15 protein-coding genes are annotated in these 17,842 nt (G+C 50.2%); 12 read left to right on the top strand and 3 right to left on the bottom strand.

What is annotated here, in order from left to right:
* Positions 1-31: 31 nt before the first annotated feature.
* From rplT to QC823_RS05050, 4 genes are all read left to right on the top strand, one after another.
* Positions 32-385 (top strand): 50S ribosomal protein L20, encoded by a 354-nt coding sequence (gene rplT / locus QC823_RS05065; protein WP_309655268.1) that lies wholly within the window; start codon positions 32-34, stop codon positions 383-385.
* A 179-nt stretch (positions 386-564) separates the two neighbouring features.
* Positions 565-1,584 (top strand): phenylalanine--tRNA ligase subunit alpha, encoded by a 1,020-nt coding sequence (pheS, locus tag QC823_RS05060; RefSeq protein ID WP_309655267.1) that lies wholly within the window; start codon positions 565-567, stop codon positions 1,582-1,584.
* A 26-nt stretch (positions 1,585-1,610) separates the two neighbouring features.
* Positions 1,611-3,992, top strand: a complete 2,382-nt coding sequence (pheT, locus tag QC823_RS05055; RefSeq protein WP_309655266.1) for a phenylalanine--tRNA ligase subunit beta — start codon at positions 1,611-1,613, stop codon at positions 3,990-3,992.
* Between the two features lie 81 nt (positions 3,993-4,073).
* Positions 4,074-4,367, top strand: a complete 294-nt coding sequence (locus QC823_RS05050; protein ID WP_309655265.1) for an integration host factor subunit alpha — start codon at positions 4,074-4,076, stop codon at positions 4,365-4,367.
* A gap of 108 nt (positions 4,368-4,475) precedes the next feature.
* Here QC823_RS05050 and QC823_RS05045 read toward each other — a convergent pair whose 3' ends face one another.
* Complete coding sequence (locus QC823_RS05045) at positions 4,476-4,685, bottom strand: DUF2788 domain-containing protein (protein WP_309655264.1); 210 nt, start codon at positions 4,683-4,685, stop codon at positions 4,476-4,478.
* A gap of 131 nt (positions 4,686-4,816) precedes the next feature.
* On the opposite strand from QC823_RS05045, the gene QC823_RS05040 reads away from it, so the two are divergent.
* Both QC823_RS05040 and QC823_RS05035 read left to right on the top strand, forming a co-directional pair.
* A complete protein-coding gene (locus QC823_RS05040; RefSeq protein WP_309655263.1) occupies positions 4,817-5,281 on the top strand; it encodes a flavodoxin in 465 nt (154 codons plus the stop codon).
* 2 nt (positions 5,282-5,283) lie between these two features.
* Positions 5,284-5,655 carry a hypothetical protein gene (locus tag QC823_RS05035; RefSeq protein ID WP_309655262.1) on the top strand — a complete coding sequence of 124 codons (372 nt, stop codon included), beginning with the start codon at positions 5,284-5,286 and terminating at the stop codon, positions 5,653-5,655.
* Positions 5,656-5,744: 89 nt separating this feature from the next.
* Here the strand turns inward: QC823_RS05035 and QC823_RS05030 are convergent, their stop codons facing one another.
* A complete protein-coding gene (locus tag QC823_RS05030) occupies positions 5,745-8,249 on the bottom strand; it encodes an EAL domain-containing protein (protein ID WP_309655261.1) in 2,505 nt (834 codons plus the stop codon).
* 295 nt (positions 8,250-8,544) lie between these two features.
* Between QC823_RS05030 and tig the strand changes: the two genes are divergently transcribed.
* The 6 genes from tig (at position 8,545) to QC823_RS05000 (ending at position 16,991) form a co-directional block, all read left to right on the top strand.
* Positions 8,545-9,888, top strand: a complete 1,344-nt coding sequence (gene tig, locus QC823_RS05025) for a trigger factor (protein ID WP_309655260.1) — start codon at positions 8,545-8,547, stop codon at positions 9,886-9,888.
* An 81-nt stretch (positions 9,889-9,969) separates the two neighbouring features.
* Positions 9,970-10,587: an ATP-dependent Clp endopeptidase proteolytic subunit ClpP gene (clpP, locus tag QC823_RS05020; protein ID WP_309655259.1), complete on the top strand. Its 618-nt coding sequence runs from the start codon at positions 9,970-9,972 to the stop codon at positions 10,585-10,587.
* A 93-nt stretch (positions 10,588-10,680) separates the two neighbouring features.
* Positions 10,681-11,961, top strand: a complete 1,281-nt coding sequence (gene clpX, locus QC823_RS05015; RefSeq protein ID WP_309655258.1) for an ATP-dependent Clp protease ATP-binding subunit ClpX — start codon at positions 10,681-10,683, stop codon at positions 11,959-11,961.
* A 223-nt stretch (positions 11,962-12,184) separates the two neighbouring features.
* Entirely contained in the window at positions 12,185-14,596 is a 2,412-nt protein-coding gene (gene lon, locus QC823_RS05010; RefSeq protein ID WP_309655257.1) for an endopeptidase La, read from the top strand.
* Positions 14,597-14,786: 190 nt separating this feature from the next.
* Positions 14,787-15,059, top strand: coding sequence for an HU family DNA-binding protein (locus tag QC823_RS05005; RefSeq protein WP_075879410.1), 273 nt, complete (start codon positions 14,787-14,789; stop codon positions 15,057-15,059).
* 123 nt (positions 15,060-15,182) lie between these two features.
* Complete coding sequence (locus QC823_RS05000; RefSeq protein WP_309655256.1) at positions 15,183-16,991, top strand: SurA N-terminal domain-containing protein; 1,809 nt, start codon at positions 15,183-15,185, stop codon at positions 16,989-16,991.
* Positions 16,992-17,065: 74 nt separating this feature from the next.
* Here the strand turns inward: QC823_RS05000 and QC823_RS04995 are convergent, their stop codons facing one another.
* Positions 17,066-17,839 (bottom strand): UDP-2,3-diacylglucosamine diphosphatase, encoded by a 774-nt coding sequence (locus tag QC823_RS04995; RefSeq protein ID WP_309655255.1) that lies wholly within the window; start codon positions 17,837-17,839, stop codon positions 17,066-17,068.
* Positions 17,840-17,842: the final 3 nt, after the last annotated feature.

Raw genomic sequence — 17,842 nt, 5'->3', positions numbered from 1 at the left:
TTCGCCTCAGTAATTTTGTCAGGAGTGTGTTATGAGTCGTGTTAAACGTGGCGTCGTTGCTCGTCGTCGTCATAAAAAGATATTAAAGCAAGCTAAAGGCTATTACGGAGCGCGTTCGCGTGTTTTTCGTGTAGCGAAGCAGGCGGTTATCAAAGCAGGTCAGTATGCTTACCGTGACCGTCGTAACCGCAAGCGTCAATTCCGTGCGCTTTGGATTCAGCGTATTAACGCGGGCGCGCGTCAGCATGGTATGTCTTACAGCCGATTTGTTGGCGGCTTAAAGAAAGCCGGTATTGAAATTGACCGTAAAGTGCTGGCTGACCTCGCCGTCAATGAGAAAGCAGCATTTGCTGCGATCGTTGAGAAGGCCAAGGCTGCCCAGTAAGGCTTTATATGCTAATAGACGCATAATAAAAGCCAGGTCATAAATATGACCCATCCAGGGGAAGAGCAGCCGCTCTTCCCCTGTTTTTGTATGGGTACTGCATGGCGGTCGACTCGTCACAAGTAACTTGCTACCCCTTGATCATTGATTAGGGAAAGGCTTAATTCGGAGTTAACGGGATGGATGACCTTCCTACTCTGGTATCTGAAGCGCGCAATGCCATTGCTTCTGCGCAGAGCGTCGCCGCGCTAGATGAAATACGTGTGCGTTACCTGGGTAAAAAAGGTGAGGTAACCGCCTTGCTGAAAGGCCTAGGGAAACTACCGCATGAAGAGAGACCCGCGGCGGGCGAGCGGATTAACCAAGCTAAACAGACGATTGCCGTGGAGATTGACCGTAAGCGTGAAACGTTGGAGCAGTCAGCGCTTAACTCGCGCTTAGCGGCAGAGCGCATTGACGTTACGTTGCCTGGTCGTGGTCAGCCAAGCGGTGGTTTGCATCCGGTTACGCGTACGCTTGAGCGTATAGAAGGGCTTTTTACACGCATCGGCTACGATGTCGAGGTAGGGCCTGAAATTGAAGATGACTACCATAATTTTGAAGCGCTCAATATCCCTGCACACCATCCTGCCCGTGGAATGGCTGACACCTTTTATTTCGATGCGACACGCCTGTTGCGTACGCACACATCACCTGTGCAAGTACGTACAATGAAAGAAAAAGAGCCCCCAATAAGAATTGTGTGCCCAGGGCGTGTTTATCGTAGTGATTCTGATTTAACTCATACGCCGATGTTTCATCAGGTTGAAGGCTTGCTGGTTGATGAAGATGTCAGTTTTGCTGATTTGAAAGGGACGATTGAAGATTTTTTGCAAGCTTTTTTTGAGCGCGACGATCTTTCTGTTCGTTTCAGACCATCGTATTTCCCCTTTACTGAGCCATCCGCTGAAGTCGATATTCAGTGTGTAATGTGTGGCGGAGATGGATGTCGTGTTTGCTCTCATAGTGGGTGGTTGGAAGTTATGGGGTGTGGAATGGTGCATCCGGAAGTTTTCCGCCATTCCGGCATTGATGCTGAGCGCTTTACCGGATTTGCGTTTGGTATGGGCGCGGAGCGGTTAGCCATGCTGCGATATGGGGTTAACGACCTGCGTCTCTTCTTTGAAAATGACTTGCGCTTTTTGCGCCAGTTTGCCTAAGCCCGCTGCCAAATACAGGAACTTCTATGAAATTTTCTGAACAGTGGCTGCGTGAGTGGGTGTCTCCGCAGCTGGATACGCAAGCCATTGCTGATCAAATCACCATGGCAGGTCTAGAAGTGGATGCTGTTGAACCTGTTGCGGCTGTATTTCATGGTGTGGTGGTGGCTGAAGTGCTTACCAAAGAACCTCACCCCGATGCAGATAAGCTTAATGTCTGCACGGTAAATGATGGCTCAGCCGAGCCGTTGCAGGTGGTTTGTGGCGCACCAAATGTGGCGATTGGTCAAAAAGTGCCTTTCGCACAAGTCGGGGGCGTTCTTCCGGGTGACTTCAAGATAAAGAAAGCCAAGCTTCGCGGTGTTGAATCGCGCGGTATGATTTGCTCGGAATCAGAGCTGGGGCTTGTGGATGACGCCTCATCCGGTATTTTTGTGTTGCCTTCTAATGCGCCTGTAGGAGAGGATTTTCGCGTTTATATGGGGCTTAACGATAGCACCATTGATGTTGATTTGACGCCTAATCGCGGTGATTGCTTAAGTCTTAAAGGTTTAGCACGTGAAGTGGGTGTCCTAAACCGGTTGGCAGTGAAAGGACCGACATGTGACAGTATCACTGCAACGTCTGACGATACGTTTCCAGTCTCCGTTGAAGCTCCAGAGCACTGCCCACGCTATATCGGTCGGCTAATCCGAGGGGTCAACGTTAATGCGGTGACGCCTCTGTGGATGGTCGAGCGCTTGCGTCGTAGCGGTATTCGCTCAATTGACCCTGTTGTGGATGTCACTAACTATGTGATGTTGGAGCTTGGGCAACCTCTTCATGCTTTTGACCGTGATAATCTTCATGGCGAAGTGACGGTGCGTCTGGCTAATGAGGGCGAACGCATTACATTGTTGGATGGCCAAGATGTTGCCCTACGCCCGGAAACCTTGCTGATTACCGACGATAAGGGGCCGTTGGCGATGGCCGGGGTGATGGGGGGAGAAAAATCTGGGATTAGCGCCAATACTCAGACAATTTTCTTAGAATCCGCTTTTTTTACACCCTTAGCCATAGCAGGTCAGGCGCGATCTTATGGGTTGCATACGGATGCTTCGCATCGCTTTGAACGCGGTGTGGACCCTGATTTAACCGCAGTCGCGGTTGAGCGGGCAACCCAATTACTGCTGGAGATTTGCGGTGGAGACGCAGGGCCGTTAAACGAAGTGAAAAGTACCTTGCACTTGCCCGAGGTGCGTCGCATTAATTTTCGAGCAAAACGGCTACGTAACGCGTTGAACAAATCCCTTCCACAGCAGGAAGTCACTGATATTTTACAGCGTCTCGGGCTAAAGGTGGAAGTGACGGAACAGGGCTGGGATGTTGAGGTGCCGAGTTGGCGTTTTGATATTGCTATTGAAGAAGATTTGATTGAAGAAGTTGCGCGTATCCATGGTTATAACAACCTCCCGGTCCGTCGCCCAGTCGCACGCTTAGCGCTTCGTGCCAACGATGAAGCGCGTGTCACGCTTAGTCAGCTACGTCACCAAATGGTGGCGCGCGGTTATCAAGAGGCGGTGACATACAGCTTTGTCGCACCGGAACTGCAGGCTACCTTGCTTCCAAGAGCGGTTTCGCCAACGCTTGCTAACCCTATTTCGGCTGAGCTGTCCGTGATGCGAGCAAGTCTATTTCCTGGTTTGGTACGTGCCTTAGAGCACAACCTTAACCGCCAACAAACGCGAGTGAGATTGTTTGAAACCGGGCTGGTGTTTAATGGCCCTCTTGATAACTTAAGTCAAACGCCGATGCTCGGTGCTATTGCATGCGGTTCTCGCTATCCAGAGGGATGGACTGGTGAGCATAAGGAAATTGATTTCTATGACCTTAAAGGTGATTTAGAAAGTTTGATGGAGTTAGGGGGTAATTCACAAGCATGGCGTGTTGAAGCAGCGGATCACCCTTCGCTACATCCAGGGCAGTGTGCCAAAGTTTTTTATAATGATCGTGAAGCTGGCTGGATCGGTACCTTACATCCTCAAATCCGTGCCAAATTAGGGCTCAAAGTGGATGCGCTAATGTTCGAAGTTCGCCTTGATGCCTTAAGTGAAGGGGCGGTACCTGCTTTTGAGCCCCTTTCACGTCAACCAGAAGTTCGTCGTGATCTTGCTTTTATCGTCGATGAGACGGTGCCTGTGCAAGCGCTGCTTGATGTGGCGACACAGCAAGCGGGTGAGTACGTCAAACAGGTAAAGTTATTTGATGTTTACGCCGGCAAAGGTGTAGCTGAAGGGTATAAGAGTATTGCATTGGGCTTGACCTGGCAGCATCCATCGCGCACGCTAAATGATGATGAAATCAATCAGTTGGTAAGTGCCATTGTTGCGCAGGTGCGCAGTGAATTTAATGCTGAGTTGCGCAGTTAGGCATCATTAGCTGAGGCTATTCATAAAATAAGTGCGGTACCTTCTGTCCTGGACCGAGCATTTGCTACAAGGAGAAGCCTTATGGGTGCGTTGACCAAAGCGGAGCTTGCGGAGCATTTACACGCAGAGTTATCTCTATCAAAGCGTGAAGCGAAAGCCATGGTTGAGGCTTTCTTTGATGAAATCCGCGCCTGTTTACGTGAAAATGAGCAAGTAAAGCTATCTGGTTTTGGCAACTTTGATCTGCGTGACAAACGTGAGCGCCCAGGGCGTAATCCTAAGACTGGCGAAGAGATTCCGATTTCAGCCCGTCGTGTGGTGACTTTCCGGCCAGGGCAGAAGCTGAAGCAGCAAGTCGAGTACTACAGTGACTAAGTGTAGATTATCGCTGGCGTCAGCAAGGTAAGGTCCATAGTGGAAATCTTTAAGGAGTGTCTTACGGCACTCCTTTTCGGTTGCATTTTTTTGCGGTCCATTTCAAGGTCATCCGCCAGCGTTGCCCTCTATTAGCCACGTAATGACAACTTTTAGGACATACCCCAGCATGCCGGCCCCTAGTACAATAAACAGCATCAAGGTGCCGAAACGACCAGCGTTGGACTTTTTAGCTAAGTCCCAGATAATAAAGCACATAAACAAGATTAAACCGCCAATCATAATCGGCGTTATCCATGTTTCAAACGTTTGTTGCATGCGTTTTCCCTGTAACGTTGCTAGTTGAAGGCGTGCGTTGTTTCGCAAGCTCATGTTAATATTTGACCAAATTAATCGGGTATTTGTCGACTTTCGAGTTGGCACTGTGACACTTTGACAGGGGACTAACGATGCCAAATATCAATATTTTGGTAGGAACAATGTATGGCGGTGCATTAGATGTGGCTGAACAAGTAAAGCCGCAGTTTGAAAAGGCAGGTTATGATGTTGAGATTATCGAGCAACCTACACTGAATGATCTTAGCCAATCGGCAAATAGCTTGACGCTTTTTTGTGTTTCGACCACCGGTAGTGGTGATTTTCCTGGGAATTTTGTCAATTTTACTCGTCAGCTGATAGACCAAAGTCCCTCCCTAGCCGCGTTGCGTTATGGCTTGATTGCGCTTGGCGATAGCTCCTATGGCGACACTTTTTGCGGTGCAGGCCGTGCGCTTGACGCGCTGTTAGAAGATCATGGTGCGGTGCGTCTGGGGGAAAGGTTAGAAGTTGATGCCATGGAGACGTTTATGGCAGATGACGCAGCGGTACCCTGGGTCGAAGAGTGGATAAAAGCGCAAAAGCTAAAGGTGGCTTAAGCATGGCTCCCTCTAAAACGTTGACGCCTGAACGTATGAGTGTGGCGCTTGGGCTCTGTATTGTGATGTTAGCAACCTTGCCGCGCTACATCGCCGGTGGCCATGAAACCCACCAGTCGCTTTTACTATTAGCAATTGTTGCCGTTTTGGCTTTTGTCGTCATTCAGTGGCGTTTATTAGACGTTAAAGCTCGAAAGCGTTTACCGTCCCTGCTAGGCAAGCTTGCGCTTTGGCTGCTGCTAGGGGCTGCTATTATGACGATGTGGCACAGCTTGATGAGTGATTGGTTTAGCTGGCAATTGTTACTGTCTCATGGGGCAACGTTAGGGCTCTTATTGCATACATTGAATCTATGGCGTGGTGTGACGAGCTAATACGCTGTTTTAGTGCCTTAAGTTTAAACGCCATGCGTTAAACGTAAGTAAAACGGCCGTGCATAAGATGGGAAACGTTTAGGTTACTGTTATGCTCGGCTCAGTGAATGCGTAAAGCCCATACTGAAAGTGTCGGCTTCCACGGGGTAGCCGGTATAGAAACCCTGAATCGTATCGATAGCATAGTTGCCCAGCATTGCCCACTGGCCCTCGCTTTCAACACCTTCTGCAACCACGGTAAGCCCTAACTCTTGAGCCATGCTGGCAATCGCGGCGATGATGGGCCGGCTGCTGTGATCTGGTGAGTCAAGGGCTTCGATAAAACTGCGGTCGATTTTCAAACTGTGGGCGGGAATGTGCTGCAAGTAGCTGAGTGACGAATAGCCCGTACCAAAGTCATCCAGTGCGATACGACAACCGAGATCGCTTAAATGGGTAAGAATCTCGATGCCCTGCGCTTGCTTGTTCAGCAATAGACTTTCGGTGAGTTCAAACGTAATCAGCTCAGGGGAGATGCTAGCATTCGCAAGTTTATGTTCCACGTGTTGAACAAAGCCGTGTTGCCAGAATTGTGCCGCTGATAAGTTGATGGCAATTGGAACGACTACTAAGCCTTGTTGCTTCCAATGTTGTATATCGCGAATGACATTGTCGAGTACGTGCTCTCCCAGTGATAAAATTAATCCTGACTTTTCTGCTAAAGGGATAAACTCACCGGGTGATATTACACCACGGGTAGGGTGTTGCCAGCGAACCAGTGCTTCTGCACTGACGGTGAGCCCCGTCTGGCGGCTCACAAGCGGCTGATACATCATGAAAAGACCATCGCCTGTATCCAGCATCGTGCGCAATTCGGTTTCAAGTGTAAGGTGGTTTTGCGCGGCGAGATCCATTTCGCTACGGTAAAGACGATAAGTATTACGGCCCTCTTTTTTGGCGCGATACATGGCGGCATCGGCGTTTTGTATCAGTATTTCTGAATTATCCCCGTCATCAGGGTAGAGGCTAACCCCAAGGCTGCAACCAATTCGGAACGTATGATTATTAATGCAATAGGGAGCGCTTACGGTATCGATTAAGCGCTGAGCGATGCGAGTCGCCTCAGAAAAGTCGCTAATACCGGGCAATAGAGCGATAAACTCATCGCCACCTAAGCGTGCTAGCGTATCGTCTTCACGGAGTTTTTCTTGCATACGTGCAGAGGTTTGTAGCAGCAACTCATCGCCAATAGCATGACCCAATGTGTCGTTGACTTGTTTAAAGTGATCAAGGTCAATAAAAATAACGGCGAGCGGTTCGCCTGAACGGTGAGCGTGGCGAATCGCCAGGGTGATGCGGTCTTCGAGTAAGCGACGGTTAGGCAGTCGCGTCAAAACATCATAATAGGCAAGGTGACGGATTTGTTGCTCGTTTTCACGAATATGCGTGATGTCGGTAAACAGTCCTGCATAATGTTGCGTTTCACCCTCATCATTGGTGATGGCCGTGATAGTCAATAGCTCAAGGTAAAGCTCACCCGTTTTCTTGCGGTTCCATACTTCTCCGCGCCAATAACCATGTGTTTTTAGGGTGTCCCACATCTGTTGATAGAATGCATCGTCTTGCCGACCGGAGGAGAGCACGCGAGGCGTTTTACCCACAACATCTTCTAGCGCATACCCTGTCATGTGTGTGAACGCAGGGTTGATAAACTCAATACGTGTTGAGGAGTCGGTGATAACAATTCCTTCAAGCGAGGAGTCGATGACTCGCTCGGCTAGCTGCAAGTGCTGACGCGATGCGGCGAGTGCGGAATCGCGTTGCTCTAGAGCTTGACGTAAATCTTGAAGATAAAGATGCTCAGCGCCTGCCAACATGTCACGAAATCCGAGCAAACCGCTGACATTGCCCTGAGAATCGAGAACCGCGAGATGGCGAATACGGTGGTCAATCAGAAGGTCGCGAGCATGAATTAGTGCTGCATTTTCATCAATGGTGAGCAGGGGGTGGCTGGCGAGTTCCGCAATCGGCGTGTTGCCAGGGTGGCGGGCTATAAAGCGTACTAAGTCGCGCTCGGTTAAGATGCCCAGCGCATTATCGAGCAAGACAACAGCCGCATCATGCTCTTGGCGATGCATTTCATGCGCGGCCTTGGCGAGCAGCATGTCGCCCGGAAGCACAAGAGGTGTCCTGCGCATTGCCGCGTGAACTTCGCGAAGTCGTAAGTAAGGTTCCAGGCCTTGGTTTAGAGCAATGTCGGTTTGCGATAGAATGCCGACTGGCATGTCGTTATCATCGATTACCAGTAAGTGACGTCGTCCAAGAGCTTGAAGCTTTAGTGCTGCTTCACCAAGGGGTAAGTGAGCGTAAATACTGGCAACTGGTTGGCTCATACGCTCAGAGATAGGTTGGCGAACGGCATTGTAATCGCTAAAGTCGATATTCAATGCGTCATGTTCTGTCCAAATCCCTACTGCGTGCGCCTTTTCCATCACAAGAATTGAACTACAATGTCGCTCTGACATGCGCTTTGCGGCCTCACAAAGTGGCGTATCAGGCGCGCACTGCAGAATACCGGTTTGCATGACGCGTGAGATAGATAAATCTTGATTCATAAGAAATGACAACACGTGGCACAAAATAGTAGAGATAATGAGCAGATTAACACGTTGGTGCTGGCTGCAAAGAAATTCTCATCATAAGGTTTGAGAAAGTCGGTGTGAAAAGTAGGTTTTGGAAATAGGCATGGAAGGGGGAAAGGCCTCAAATAAGGCGGCAAACCCCTTGTAATTGCCTATTCTGGCCCCATGTTGCGTGCATGGCGCTTGCCACCATGCGCCAGGGTTCTTAAAATCGCCCTTGAATATAATTTTGTAACTAACATAACGCCCAGCCGCTAGAGGACAATTCATGCAAGTTTCCGTCGAGACGACCTCCCCAATCGAACGCCGCCTGACCATCCAAGTGCCGGCCGCTGAAATCGATGAGGCCGTCAGCACTCGCTTGAAAGAAACCGCGAAAAACGTTCGCTTGAACGGTTTCCGCAAAGGTCGAGTGCCAATGGCTGTGGTTCAGCAGCGCTATGGCCAAGATGTTCGCAACGATGTTGTGGGCGAATCGATGCGTGAACACTATGTGCGCGCCATTACGGATGAGGAACTAAATCCGGCAGGCTATCCAGAAATTGAACCTACGGTGAATGAAGCGGGTAAAGATCTGGAGTTCGTTGCAAAGATGGAGGTGTATCCGCAAGTCGAGCTGACCTCCATTGAAGGTACTGATGTTGAGCGTCCTGTCGTTGAAGTGACAGATGCTGATGTGGACGAAATGATTGAAACCCTTCGCAAGCAAAACGCTGATTGGGAAGAAGTCGATCGGCCCGCTGAAGAAGGCGATCAGGTCAAAATTGATTTTCAGGGCTACCTTGGCGACGAACCTTTTGAAGGCGGCAGTGCTGAAGACCACTCGCTAGTGTTGGGTTCCAATAGTTTTATTCCAGGTTTTGAGGAACAGCTTATTGGTGCGAAAGCTGGTGATGAAAAGACAGTTAACGTCACCTTCCCGGAAGAGTACCAAGCAGAGCACTTAGCTGGTAAAGATGCTACGTTCAACGTCAAGGTGCACAGTGTCAGTGGTCAGGCGCTCCCAAATGTTGATGCTGCTTTCATTGAACGCTTCGGCGTTGAGGACGGAGATGAAGAGAAATTCCGCGCCGAAATCAAAAAGAACATGAGCCGTGAGGCAGAGCAAGCAGTAGATAACCGTGTGAAGCAGCAAGTGCTTGATGCGCTGAAAAAAGCAAATGAGATTCCGGTGCCTAGCGCACTTGTTAAGCAAGAAACTGACGGCATGAAACGTCAAGCCGCCCAGCAGTTCGGCCTTGGTGAAGATTTTGATGTGAGTCAGCTTCCCGATGAGCTCTTTGCCGAACAAGCGAAAGGCCGCGTTCAGGTGGGCTTGCTGTTAGCGGAAGTGATCAAAGCCAATGAGCTTGACGCTACGGATGACGAAATTAAAACCAAAGTGGAAGAGTTAGCGGAGCAGTACCAAGATCCTCAGCAAGTCGTTGAATACTACATGGGGAACGAGCAGCTCAAAACACAAGTGAAGTCCGCGATTTTGGAAGAAAAAGCGGTCGATAAACTGCTTGAGCAAGCGAACGTAAACGACGTTGAAATGTCATACCAGCAGGTATTGGCAGCGGCAAAGCAGGCTGAGCAAGGTGAAGATGAGGGTGAGCAGGCAAGCGCCTAATCTCCTTCTTTCTGATTACCGTTAGCAATAGGTGCGCTTCTTAGCGGCGCACCTTTCCCCATCGAAGGCAAGGAATCACTGATGAGTGAATTTGATATTCAAAACGCCGGCGGTTTGGTGCCCATGGTGGTTGAGCAAAGCGCCAAAGGGGAACGAGCCTACGATATATACTCGCGGCTTTTAAAAGAGCGCGTCATCTTTTTGGTTGGTCCTGTAGAAGATTACATGGCTAACCTGGTAGTTGCACAGCTACTCTTCCTTGAGTCGGAAAACCCGGATAAAGATATTCATCTCTATATTAATTCTCCGGGCGGGTCCGTCACATCGGGCATGTCAATTTACGACACGATGCAGTTCGTAAAGCCGGATATTTCGACCGTGTGTATCGGTCAAGCAGCAAGCATGGGCGCTCTCTTGCTTGCTGGCGGTGCAGCAGAAAAACGTTTCTGCCTGCCCAATTCGCGGATGATGATCCACCAACCGCTTGGTGGCTATCAGGGACAAGCCTCTGATATTGAAATTCATACCCGTGAAATTTTGGGTATTCGTGATCGATTGAACCAAATCCTGGCGCACCATACCGGTCAGGAACTTTCGACAGTGGCACAAGATACTGATCGTGATAACTTTATGAGCGCCAACCAAGCGAAAGAGTATGGATTGGTTGACGCGGTGCTGGATAAGCGACCTACATCCTGATAGCGTGATCAGCATGCGCTTTATGAGATAGGTCTGCGCTTTTTTAACGAGCTTTCCGGCGGCAACTGCCGCCGCAGTGACAGAGGTACGCGAATGGCCGACGGCAAAGGCAAAGACGAAGGTGGCAAGCTGCTTTACTGCTCGTTTTGTGGTAAAAACCAAAACGAAGTGCGTAAGCTAATTGCTGGCCCATCCGTTTATATCTGCGATGAGTGTGTCGATCTGTGTAATGACATCATTCGCGAGGAAGTTCTCGAAGCCGATGCCGAGAGCGATGAGGAGCGTCTGCCGACGCCTCGTGAGATTCGTTATACCCTCGACGACTACGTCATCGGACAAGATCGCGCCAAAATGGTGCTATCCGTAGCGGTGTATAACCACTACAAACGACTAAAATCTGGTGTTCGCGAAGGCGAAGTAGAACTAGGTAAATCCAATATCTTGCTGATTGGCCCGACAGGTAGCGGTAAAACCCTACTTGCGGAGACCATGGCCCGCCTGTTGAACGTGCCTTTCACGATTGCAGATGCGACAACACTGACAGAAGCCGGTTATGTGGGTGAAGATGTTGAAAACATCATTCAAAAGCTGCTGCAAAAGTGCGAATACGACGTAGAGAAAGCAGAGCGTGGTATTGTTTATATTGATGAGATCGATAAGATTTCGCGCAAATCTGATAATCCTTCCATCACGCGTGATGTATCCGGTGAAGGGGTGCAGCAAGCGTTGCTGAAGCTGATTGAAGGTACGACAGCCTCCGTGCCGCCGCAAGGTGGTCGTAAGCACCCACAACAAGAATTTGTGCAAGTGCACACGGCGAATATATTGTTTATTGTTGGTGGTGCTTTTTCGGGTCTCGATAAAGTTATCCGTGATCGCGCTGAGAAGGGTGGCATTGGTTTCAATGCCAGTGTGAAGAGCAAAGAGTCATCACGTGGCGTGGGCGAGCTCTTGGCCGATGTCGAGCCTGAAGATTTGGTTAAGTACGGATTGATACCTGAGTTTGTTGGGCGCGTGCCTGTGATTGCAACGCTCACCGAGCTCACTGAAGATGCGTTAGTTCAAATTCTTACCGAGCCTAAAAATTCATTGATTAAACAGTATGTTAAGCTGTTTGAAATGGAAGATGTGACGCTTGAGTTCCGTGAAGATGCATTACGTGCTGTAGCAGAAAAAGCGATGGAGCGTAAAACCGGTGCACGCGGCTTGCGCTCTATTTTAGAGTCTGTGTTGCTCGACACTATGTACGAAATACCCTCACTCGAAGGCGTGAGCAAGGTCGTCATTGATGCATCCGTAATCGCTGGCGAAAGCGAACCGTTGCTGATTTACTCGCAGCAAGAAGAGGCACGGGTTGATGGTACAGATGGTTAAGAGGGATTTGACGGCGCAGTAATATTTGGCACAGCGCCTTCCTATCAGCGCCATAATGGGGGTCGCCGCGGCGGCCCCTTATTTTTCTTTGGTGCCATTTTACTCTGTGCTACTTGTCTAGCTCATTGACTAACTCGCCTATCGGATGAATGACGCGTAAGCTTGACTCGTGCGCCACACTTTCATCTTAGTTACTCACCCGAATTCCCGAGGAACGTCTGCGATGCAGCAGAACGCCAAAATGACACAAAGTTTCCCACTTCTACCGCTGCGGGATGTTGTGGTTTATCCGCAGATGGTAATTCCACTATTTGTCGGGCGCGAAAAGTCGATTCAAGCGTTAGAAGCCGCAATGGAAGCGGATAAACGCGTCTTGCTGGTTGCTCAGCGCGAAGCCTCTCAGGATGACCCTGATAATGCTGATCTTTACGCCATGGGAACGGTGGCTGAGATCATGCAGCTGTTAAAACTTCCTGATGGTACGGTCAAAGTTCTGATTGAAGGTAGTTTCCGTGCGGATGTCGGTCGTATAGAAGAGCATGACGATGGCTATACACAGGCGTATATCGAACCCCGTGATAGCCAGCCGTTGACCGAGCGTGAGCAAGAAGCATTGGTGCGTGTTCTGCTAAATCAGTTCGAACAGTACGTCAAGCTATCGAAAAAAGTCCCTAATGAGGTACTTAATTCTCTGTCGGGGATTGAAGACCCCAGCCGCTTGGTGGATATCATTTGCGCGCATTTGTCGTTGAAAATTGGCGACAAGCAGGAGTTGTTGGAGATGGATCGCGTTCGCGATCGCATCGAACATCTGATGGCGTTGATTGAGTCCGAGATCGACCTGCTTCAAGTAGAAAAGCGTATCCGTACACGCGTTAAAGAGCAGATGGAAAAGACGCAACGCGAGTATTACCTCAATGAGCAGATGAAGGCCATCCAAAAAGAAATGGGTGAGCTGGACGATGTACCCAATGAGGTGGAAAAATACGAACAGTCCATCAATGATTCGGGCATGCCCAAAGAAGCGATGGAAAAAGCGACTCAGGAGCTAAACAAGCTCAAGATGATGTCCGCCAATTCTGCTGAAGCCACGGTGGTACGCTCCTATTTGGATTGGTTAATCGCGGTGCCGTGGAAAAAACGCACACGGGTTAAGCATGATCTCGTCAAGGCGCAGCAAGTCCTCGATGAAGATCATTACGGCCTTGAGGAAGTGAAATCCCGTATTTTGGAATATCTCGCGGTCCAAAAGCGTGTGCGTAAAATGAAGGGTCCGGTGCTTTGCTTGGTAGGGCCGCCGGGGGTGGGTAAAACCTCGTTAGGGCGCTCGATTGCGCGTGCGACTAATCGAAAGTATGTGCGTTTGGCGCTTGGCGGGGTACGCGATGAGTCGGAAATTCGTGGTCATCGACGCACGTATATTGGCTCGTTACCCGGTAAGCTGATGCAGCGCATGAGTCGAGCCGGAGTGAAGAATCCGCTTTTCTTGCTTGATGAAGTGGACAAGCTTGGTATGGATCATCGCGGTGATCCGTCCTCAGCGCTATTGGAGGTACTTGATCCTGAGCAGAATAACAGCTTCAGTGACCATTACTTGGAGCTGGATTATGACCTGTCTGAGACGCTGTTTATTTGCACGGCTAATTCGATGAACATCCCAGGACCTCTGCTCGACCGGATGGAAATTATCCGCTTACCTGGGTACACCGAAGATGAAAAGCTAGCAATTGCCAAGCGTTATTTGCTGCCTAAACAGCGTGAAGCTAACGGCTTGAAAGCCGGTGAAATTGACCTAGATGATTCTGCGCTGCTAGAGCTTATTCGCTACTACACGCGTGAAGCGGGTGTACGTGAGCTTGAGCGTCAAATTGCCAAAGTTGCGCGTAAAGTGCTGCGAGAACGGCTTGAACATGAGCGCGATAATAAGCAAGCACAACCCGGGCAAGTGCTCAGCGCTGCGCAAATTGAAACGTATGCGGGTGTTCGCCGGTATAGCTATGGCTTGGCCGATCAAGAAGATCAGGTGGGGCGTGTGACTGGTTTAGCGTGGACATCGGTGGGGGGTGAGCTTCTCAATATCGAATCCGTGGTAACCCCTGGGAAAGGCCGCGTGAATAAAACAGGTTCACTGGGCGATGTGATGAAAGAATCGGTGAGTGCAGCGCATACCGTTGTTCGAGCGCGAGCCGACGCCTATGGTATTGATCCTGAGCGTTTTGAAAAAGAAGATTTGCATATTCACGTGCCAGAGGGTGCGACTCCCAAAGACGGCCCCAGTGCAGGCGTTGCAATGGTGACGGCCATGGTTTCTGCGTATAGCCGTCGGCCCGTACGTTGTAACGTGGCGATGACGGGTGAGGTCAATTTACGCGGTGAAGTGTTGCCTATTGGCGGGCTAAAGGAGAAATTGCTGGCAGCCCGTCGGGGTGGTATAAAGATCGTCCTTATACCGGAAGAAAACCGAAGAGATCTAAAAGAAGTGCCGGATAAGATTAAAGATGCGTTAGATATTCGTCCGGTGCGTTGGATCGACGATGTATTGGCGGTTGCTTTAGCTGAGTCAGGCGATAAAGAGACTATTGTGAGTGGTAGCGAAAAAGCGTTCGCTAATACTACTGCGGTAAGTACGCATTAAAGCAATCGTGTCTATACGTTTAGCTTTTTAATCCATACACTCAACGCCTTGTTGGGCGGGTGTAATGCGGCTTGGTTGCTTGACAGCGATTTCAAGGCGTTGCTATAAAATGCAGCTACGCTTTGATCGTCGAGCCAGCCGGTGACCATGCCGTTCAGAGCCATTTTTTGAAACAGTCAAGGGGTGAAGTGTGAATAAGTCCGAGCTGATTGAAGCCATTGCCGCATCTGCTGATATTCCAAAGGCAGCGGCAACCCGTGCATTGGATGCCATGGTGGAGTCTGTCACCGATAGCCTCAAAAAAGGCGAGAGTGTTTCACTGGTAGGTTTTGGTACCTTTTCGATCAAAGAGCGAGCTGCGCGAACCGGCCGCAATCCGCAAACCGGTCAGCCGATTGAAATCAGTGCCGCGAAAGTACCCAGCTTCAAAGCAGGTAAGGCACTGAAAGACGCCGTTAACTAATCCGATGTATCAGGGATAGTTTTTAGGAATAGTCTCATGGGCGCATCGTTAACGCGATGCGCCCATGTTATTTTTGGCCGCCGTTTGCAATTGAACCGTTTGGCTATTTGAACTGAGGCTAACATGCTGCAAAGTATTCGCGATGGCTCCAGAAGCTGGGGAGCAAAAATCATTATTGGCGTCATGGTGGCCGCGATGGCGCTATTTGGCGTGGAATCGCTGTTTGGCTTGTTTGGAGGCGATCCTGACGAAGTGGCGTCGGTGAATGGCGAGCCCATCGTACGGCAAGAGGTAGAGCTTGAAGTGCAGCGTGCGATGCGCTCTGGACAAGTGCCTCCTGAACAAGAACGCGCCCTGCGCAACGAAATGCTAGATCAGCTAATTACGCAACGCCTTTTGACTCAGTATGCAGAAGAGGGCGGTTTCTACGTCTCTGATGATCAGCTAGATCAGCTCATCGTTAACCTGCCTGAATTCCAAGACCAAGAGGGGGTGTTTTCCCCTGAGCAATTTCGTAACCGCTTGGCCAGGGCAGGGTACACTCCTCTCTCATTTCGTCAGGAGTTACGCACTGATGTGAAGCGTCGACAGCTTCAACAAGGTCTTGCGTTCAGTGACTTTACACTGGAGACCGAGCAGCAGCGTTTAGCCGACCTACAGCACCAACAGCGAAGTTTCCGCTACCATATTCTCTCGCCTGATGACGCAGCCAGTGTCGATGTTAGCCAAGAGGAACTTGAGCGCTACTACAATGAAAACGTCGAGCGTTTTGAACGGCCTGAGCAAGTTCGCCTAGAATATGTCGTGATTGACCGTGAAGAAATGGCGGCGAACGTCGAAGTAAGTGAGGCTGCGTTGCGTGAAGCGTGGCGCGAGCAAAATCAAAATGCGGATCGCCATGCCGCCCATATCATGATCACCTATGGCGATGAGCGAACGCGTGAGCAAGCGCAGGCGCGAGCCGAAGAAGCGTTAGCCGCATTAGATAGCGGTGAAAGCTTTGCCGATACAGCCGCCCGCTTTTCTGATGATACTGCAAGCGCTGAGGATGGCGGTGATTTGGGCCAGATTAGTCGCGGTTTCTTTGGCGAGGCGTTTGATGAGGCGGCTTTCGCCTTAGACGAAGGCGAAGTCTCATCACCTGTTGAGATGGATAACGCTTTTCATATTATTCAAATTCAAGACATTGATCGTCCTGCGTTTGAAGAGCAGCGTGATCGGTTGCGTCAAGACGTTGCAATGCGTGAGGTTGACGATGAATTTAACCAGCGCGTCCAGCAACTTATTGATGAGAGCTTTGCAGCAGATGATCTCCAAAGTGTGGCCGATGACATTGGCTTGACGCTGCAAGAGAGCGATTGGCTTGCAAGGGGAGAAGGCGAAGGTGTGCTGTCAGAACCCGGGGTTATGAATGCTGCGTTTAGCCAAGAGGTGCTAGAGGAGCGTTATAACAGCGAAGTGATCGAGCTGGATAATGACCGCCGCATGGTATTGCGCGTAGCGGAGCATCGTGAAGCAAGTGTGTTGCCTTTAGAGCAAGTGCGTGAACAGGTGCAAGCAGCCGTCAGGGCACGTAAACAGCAGCAAGCGCTAATGGATGAGGCTCAGGAATTGCTCGCCGCCCCTGAAAGCAACGCCATTGATTGGCGTGAGGCCAATGGTATCAGTCGTGAGGCCGATACCACGGTGCCACGTATGATTGTGCAGTCGGCCTTCCGCATGCCGCATCCTGAAAATGACGAAAGCACCTATCGCTCTGTTGAACTGCCCGAAGGGGTTGCCATCATCGCCCTAGATGACGTGAGAGATGGAGACGTCGATGAGCAGACCGAACGTTTTGTAGCTCAGATGGCAGAACAGCTGCGCGCGCAATCCGTGATTCAAGGTTTAATCGATGATCTACGAAGTGATGCTGACGTCGAGCGTCGCTAACGACCAAAACGTAATGTATTGCACAAAAACGCCGCCTTTAAAGGCGGCGTTTTGATGAGCGGGAGATGTCTAACCTAACGTGGTGACTGGCCTAATGGGAATTGGCGTAGACGCGGGGCTATTGCACTTTCTGTCGCGTCATCAATCACAATATCCCAGCCATGTTGATTATCCCAATCCCCTAGCACAAAGCGTTTAGCGGGCACGCCCTCCACCGTCAGATCATGCACTTTAGGTCGGTGAGTGTGGCCATGAATCATTGTGGCGACACCGCGCTTCTCCATCAGTTTCACGACTTCGGAGGGCGTCACATCCATGATCGCTTGCGCTTTTGTCGCGTTGGCGTCACCTGATTGCTGACGCAAGCTTGAGGCTAGCTCCAGGCGTTGGGCGAGTGGCAACTCAAGCATTTGTGCTTGCCACTGCGGGTCGCGAGACTGTTGTCGAAATGCCATGAAATCCTTATCCAGCGTGCAAAGGCTATCGCCATGTAGCAATACGAGCGGAATTCCATGAAGCTCAGCTTCCTGAATATCCGGCAACAAGGTAGCACTACAGGCATCAGCAAAGCGCTGGCCGATAAAAAAATCACGGTTACCGTGCATTAAATAGATACGGGTACCGTTTTCGCCAAGTTTAGATAAAGCTTCCGCGACCTGTTTGGCGATATCCGCTAGCGGATGCGGGTACTGAAGGAGGTCGTCGCCAATCCAGGCATCAAACAAATCGCCCAAAATATAAACGGCTTCCGCACCCACCGCCGTGGTGGCTAAATAGTCGAGAAACCCTTGAGTTATCTCAGGGGTATGCTCGCTAAGGTGCAAATCGGCTACCAGCAGAGTGCGCATAAG

It is taken from the genome of Vreelandella vilamensis (genome assembly GCF_031451755.1).
Classification (GTDB): Bacteria; Pseudomonadota; Gammaproteobacteria; order Pseudomonadales; family Halomonadaceae; genus Vreelandella; species Vreelandella vilamensis.
Note: the sequence above shows the minus strand (reverse complement) of the source record. Positions and strands in the feature narration are given on the sequence as shown.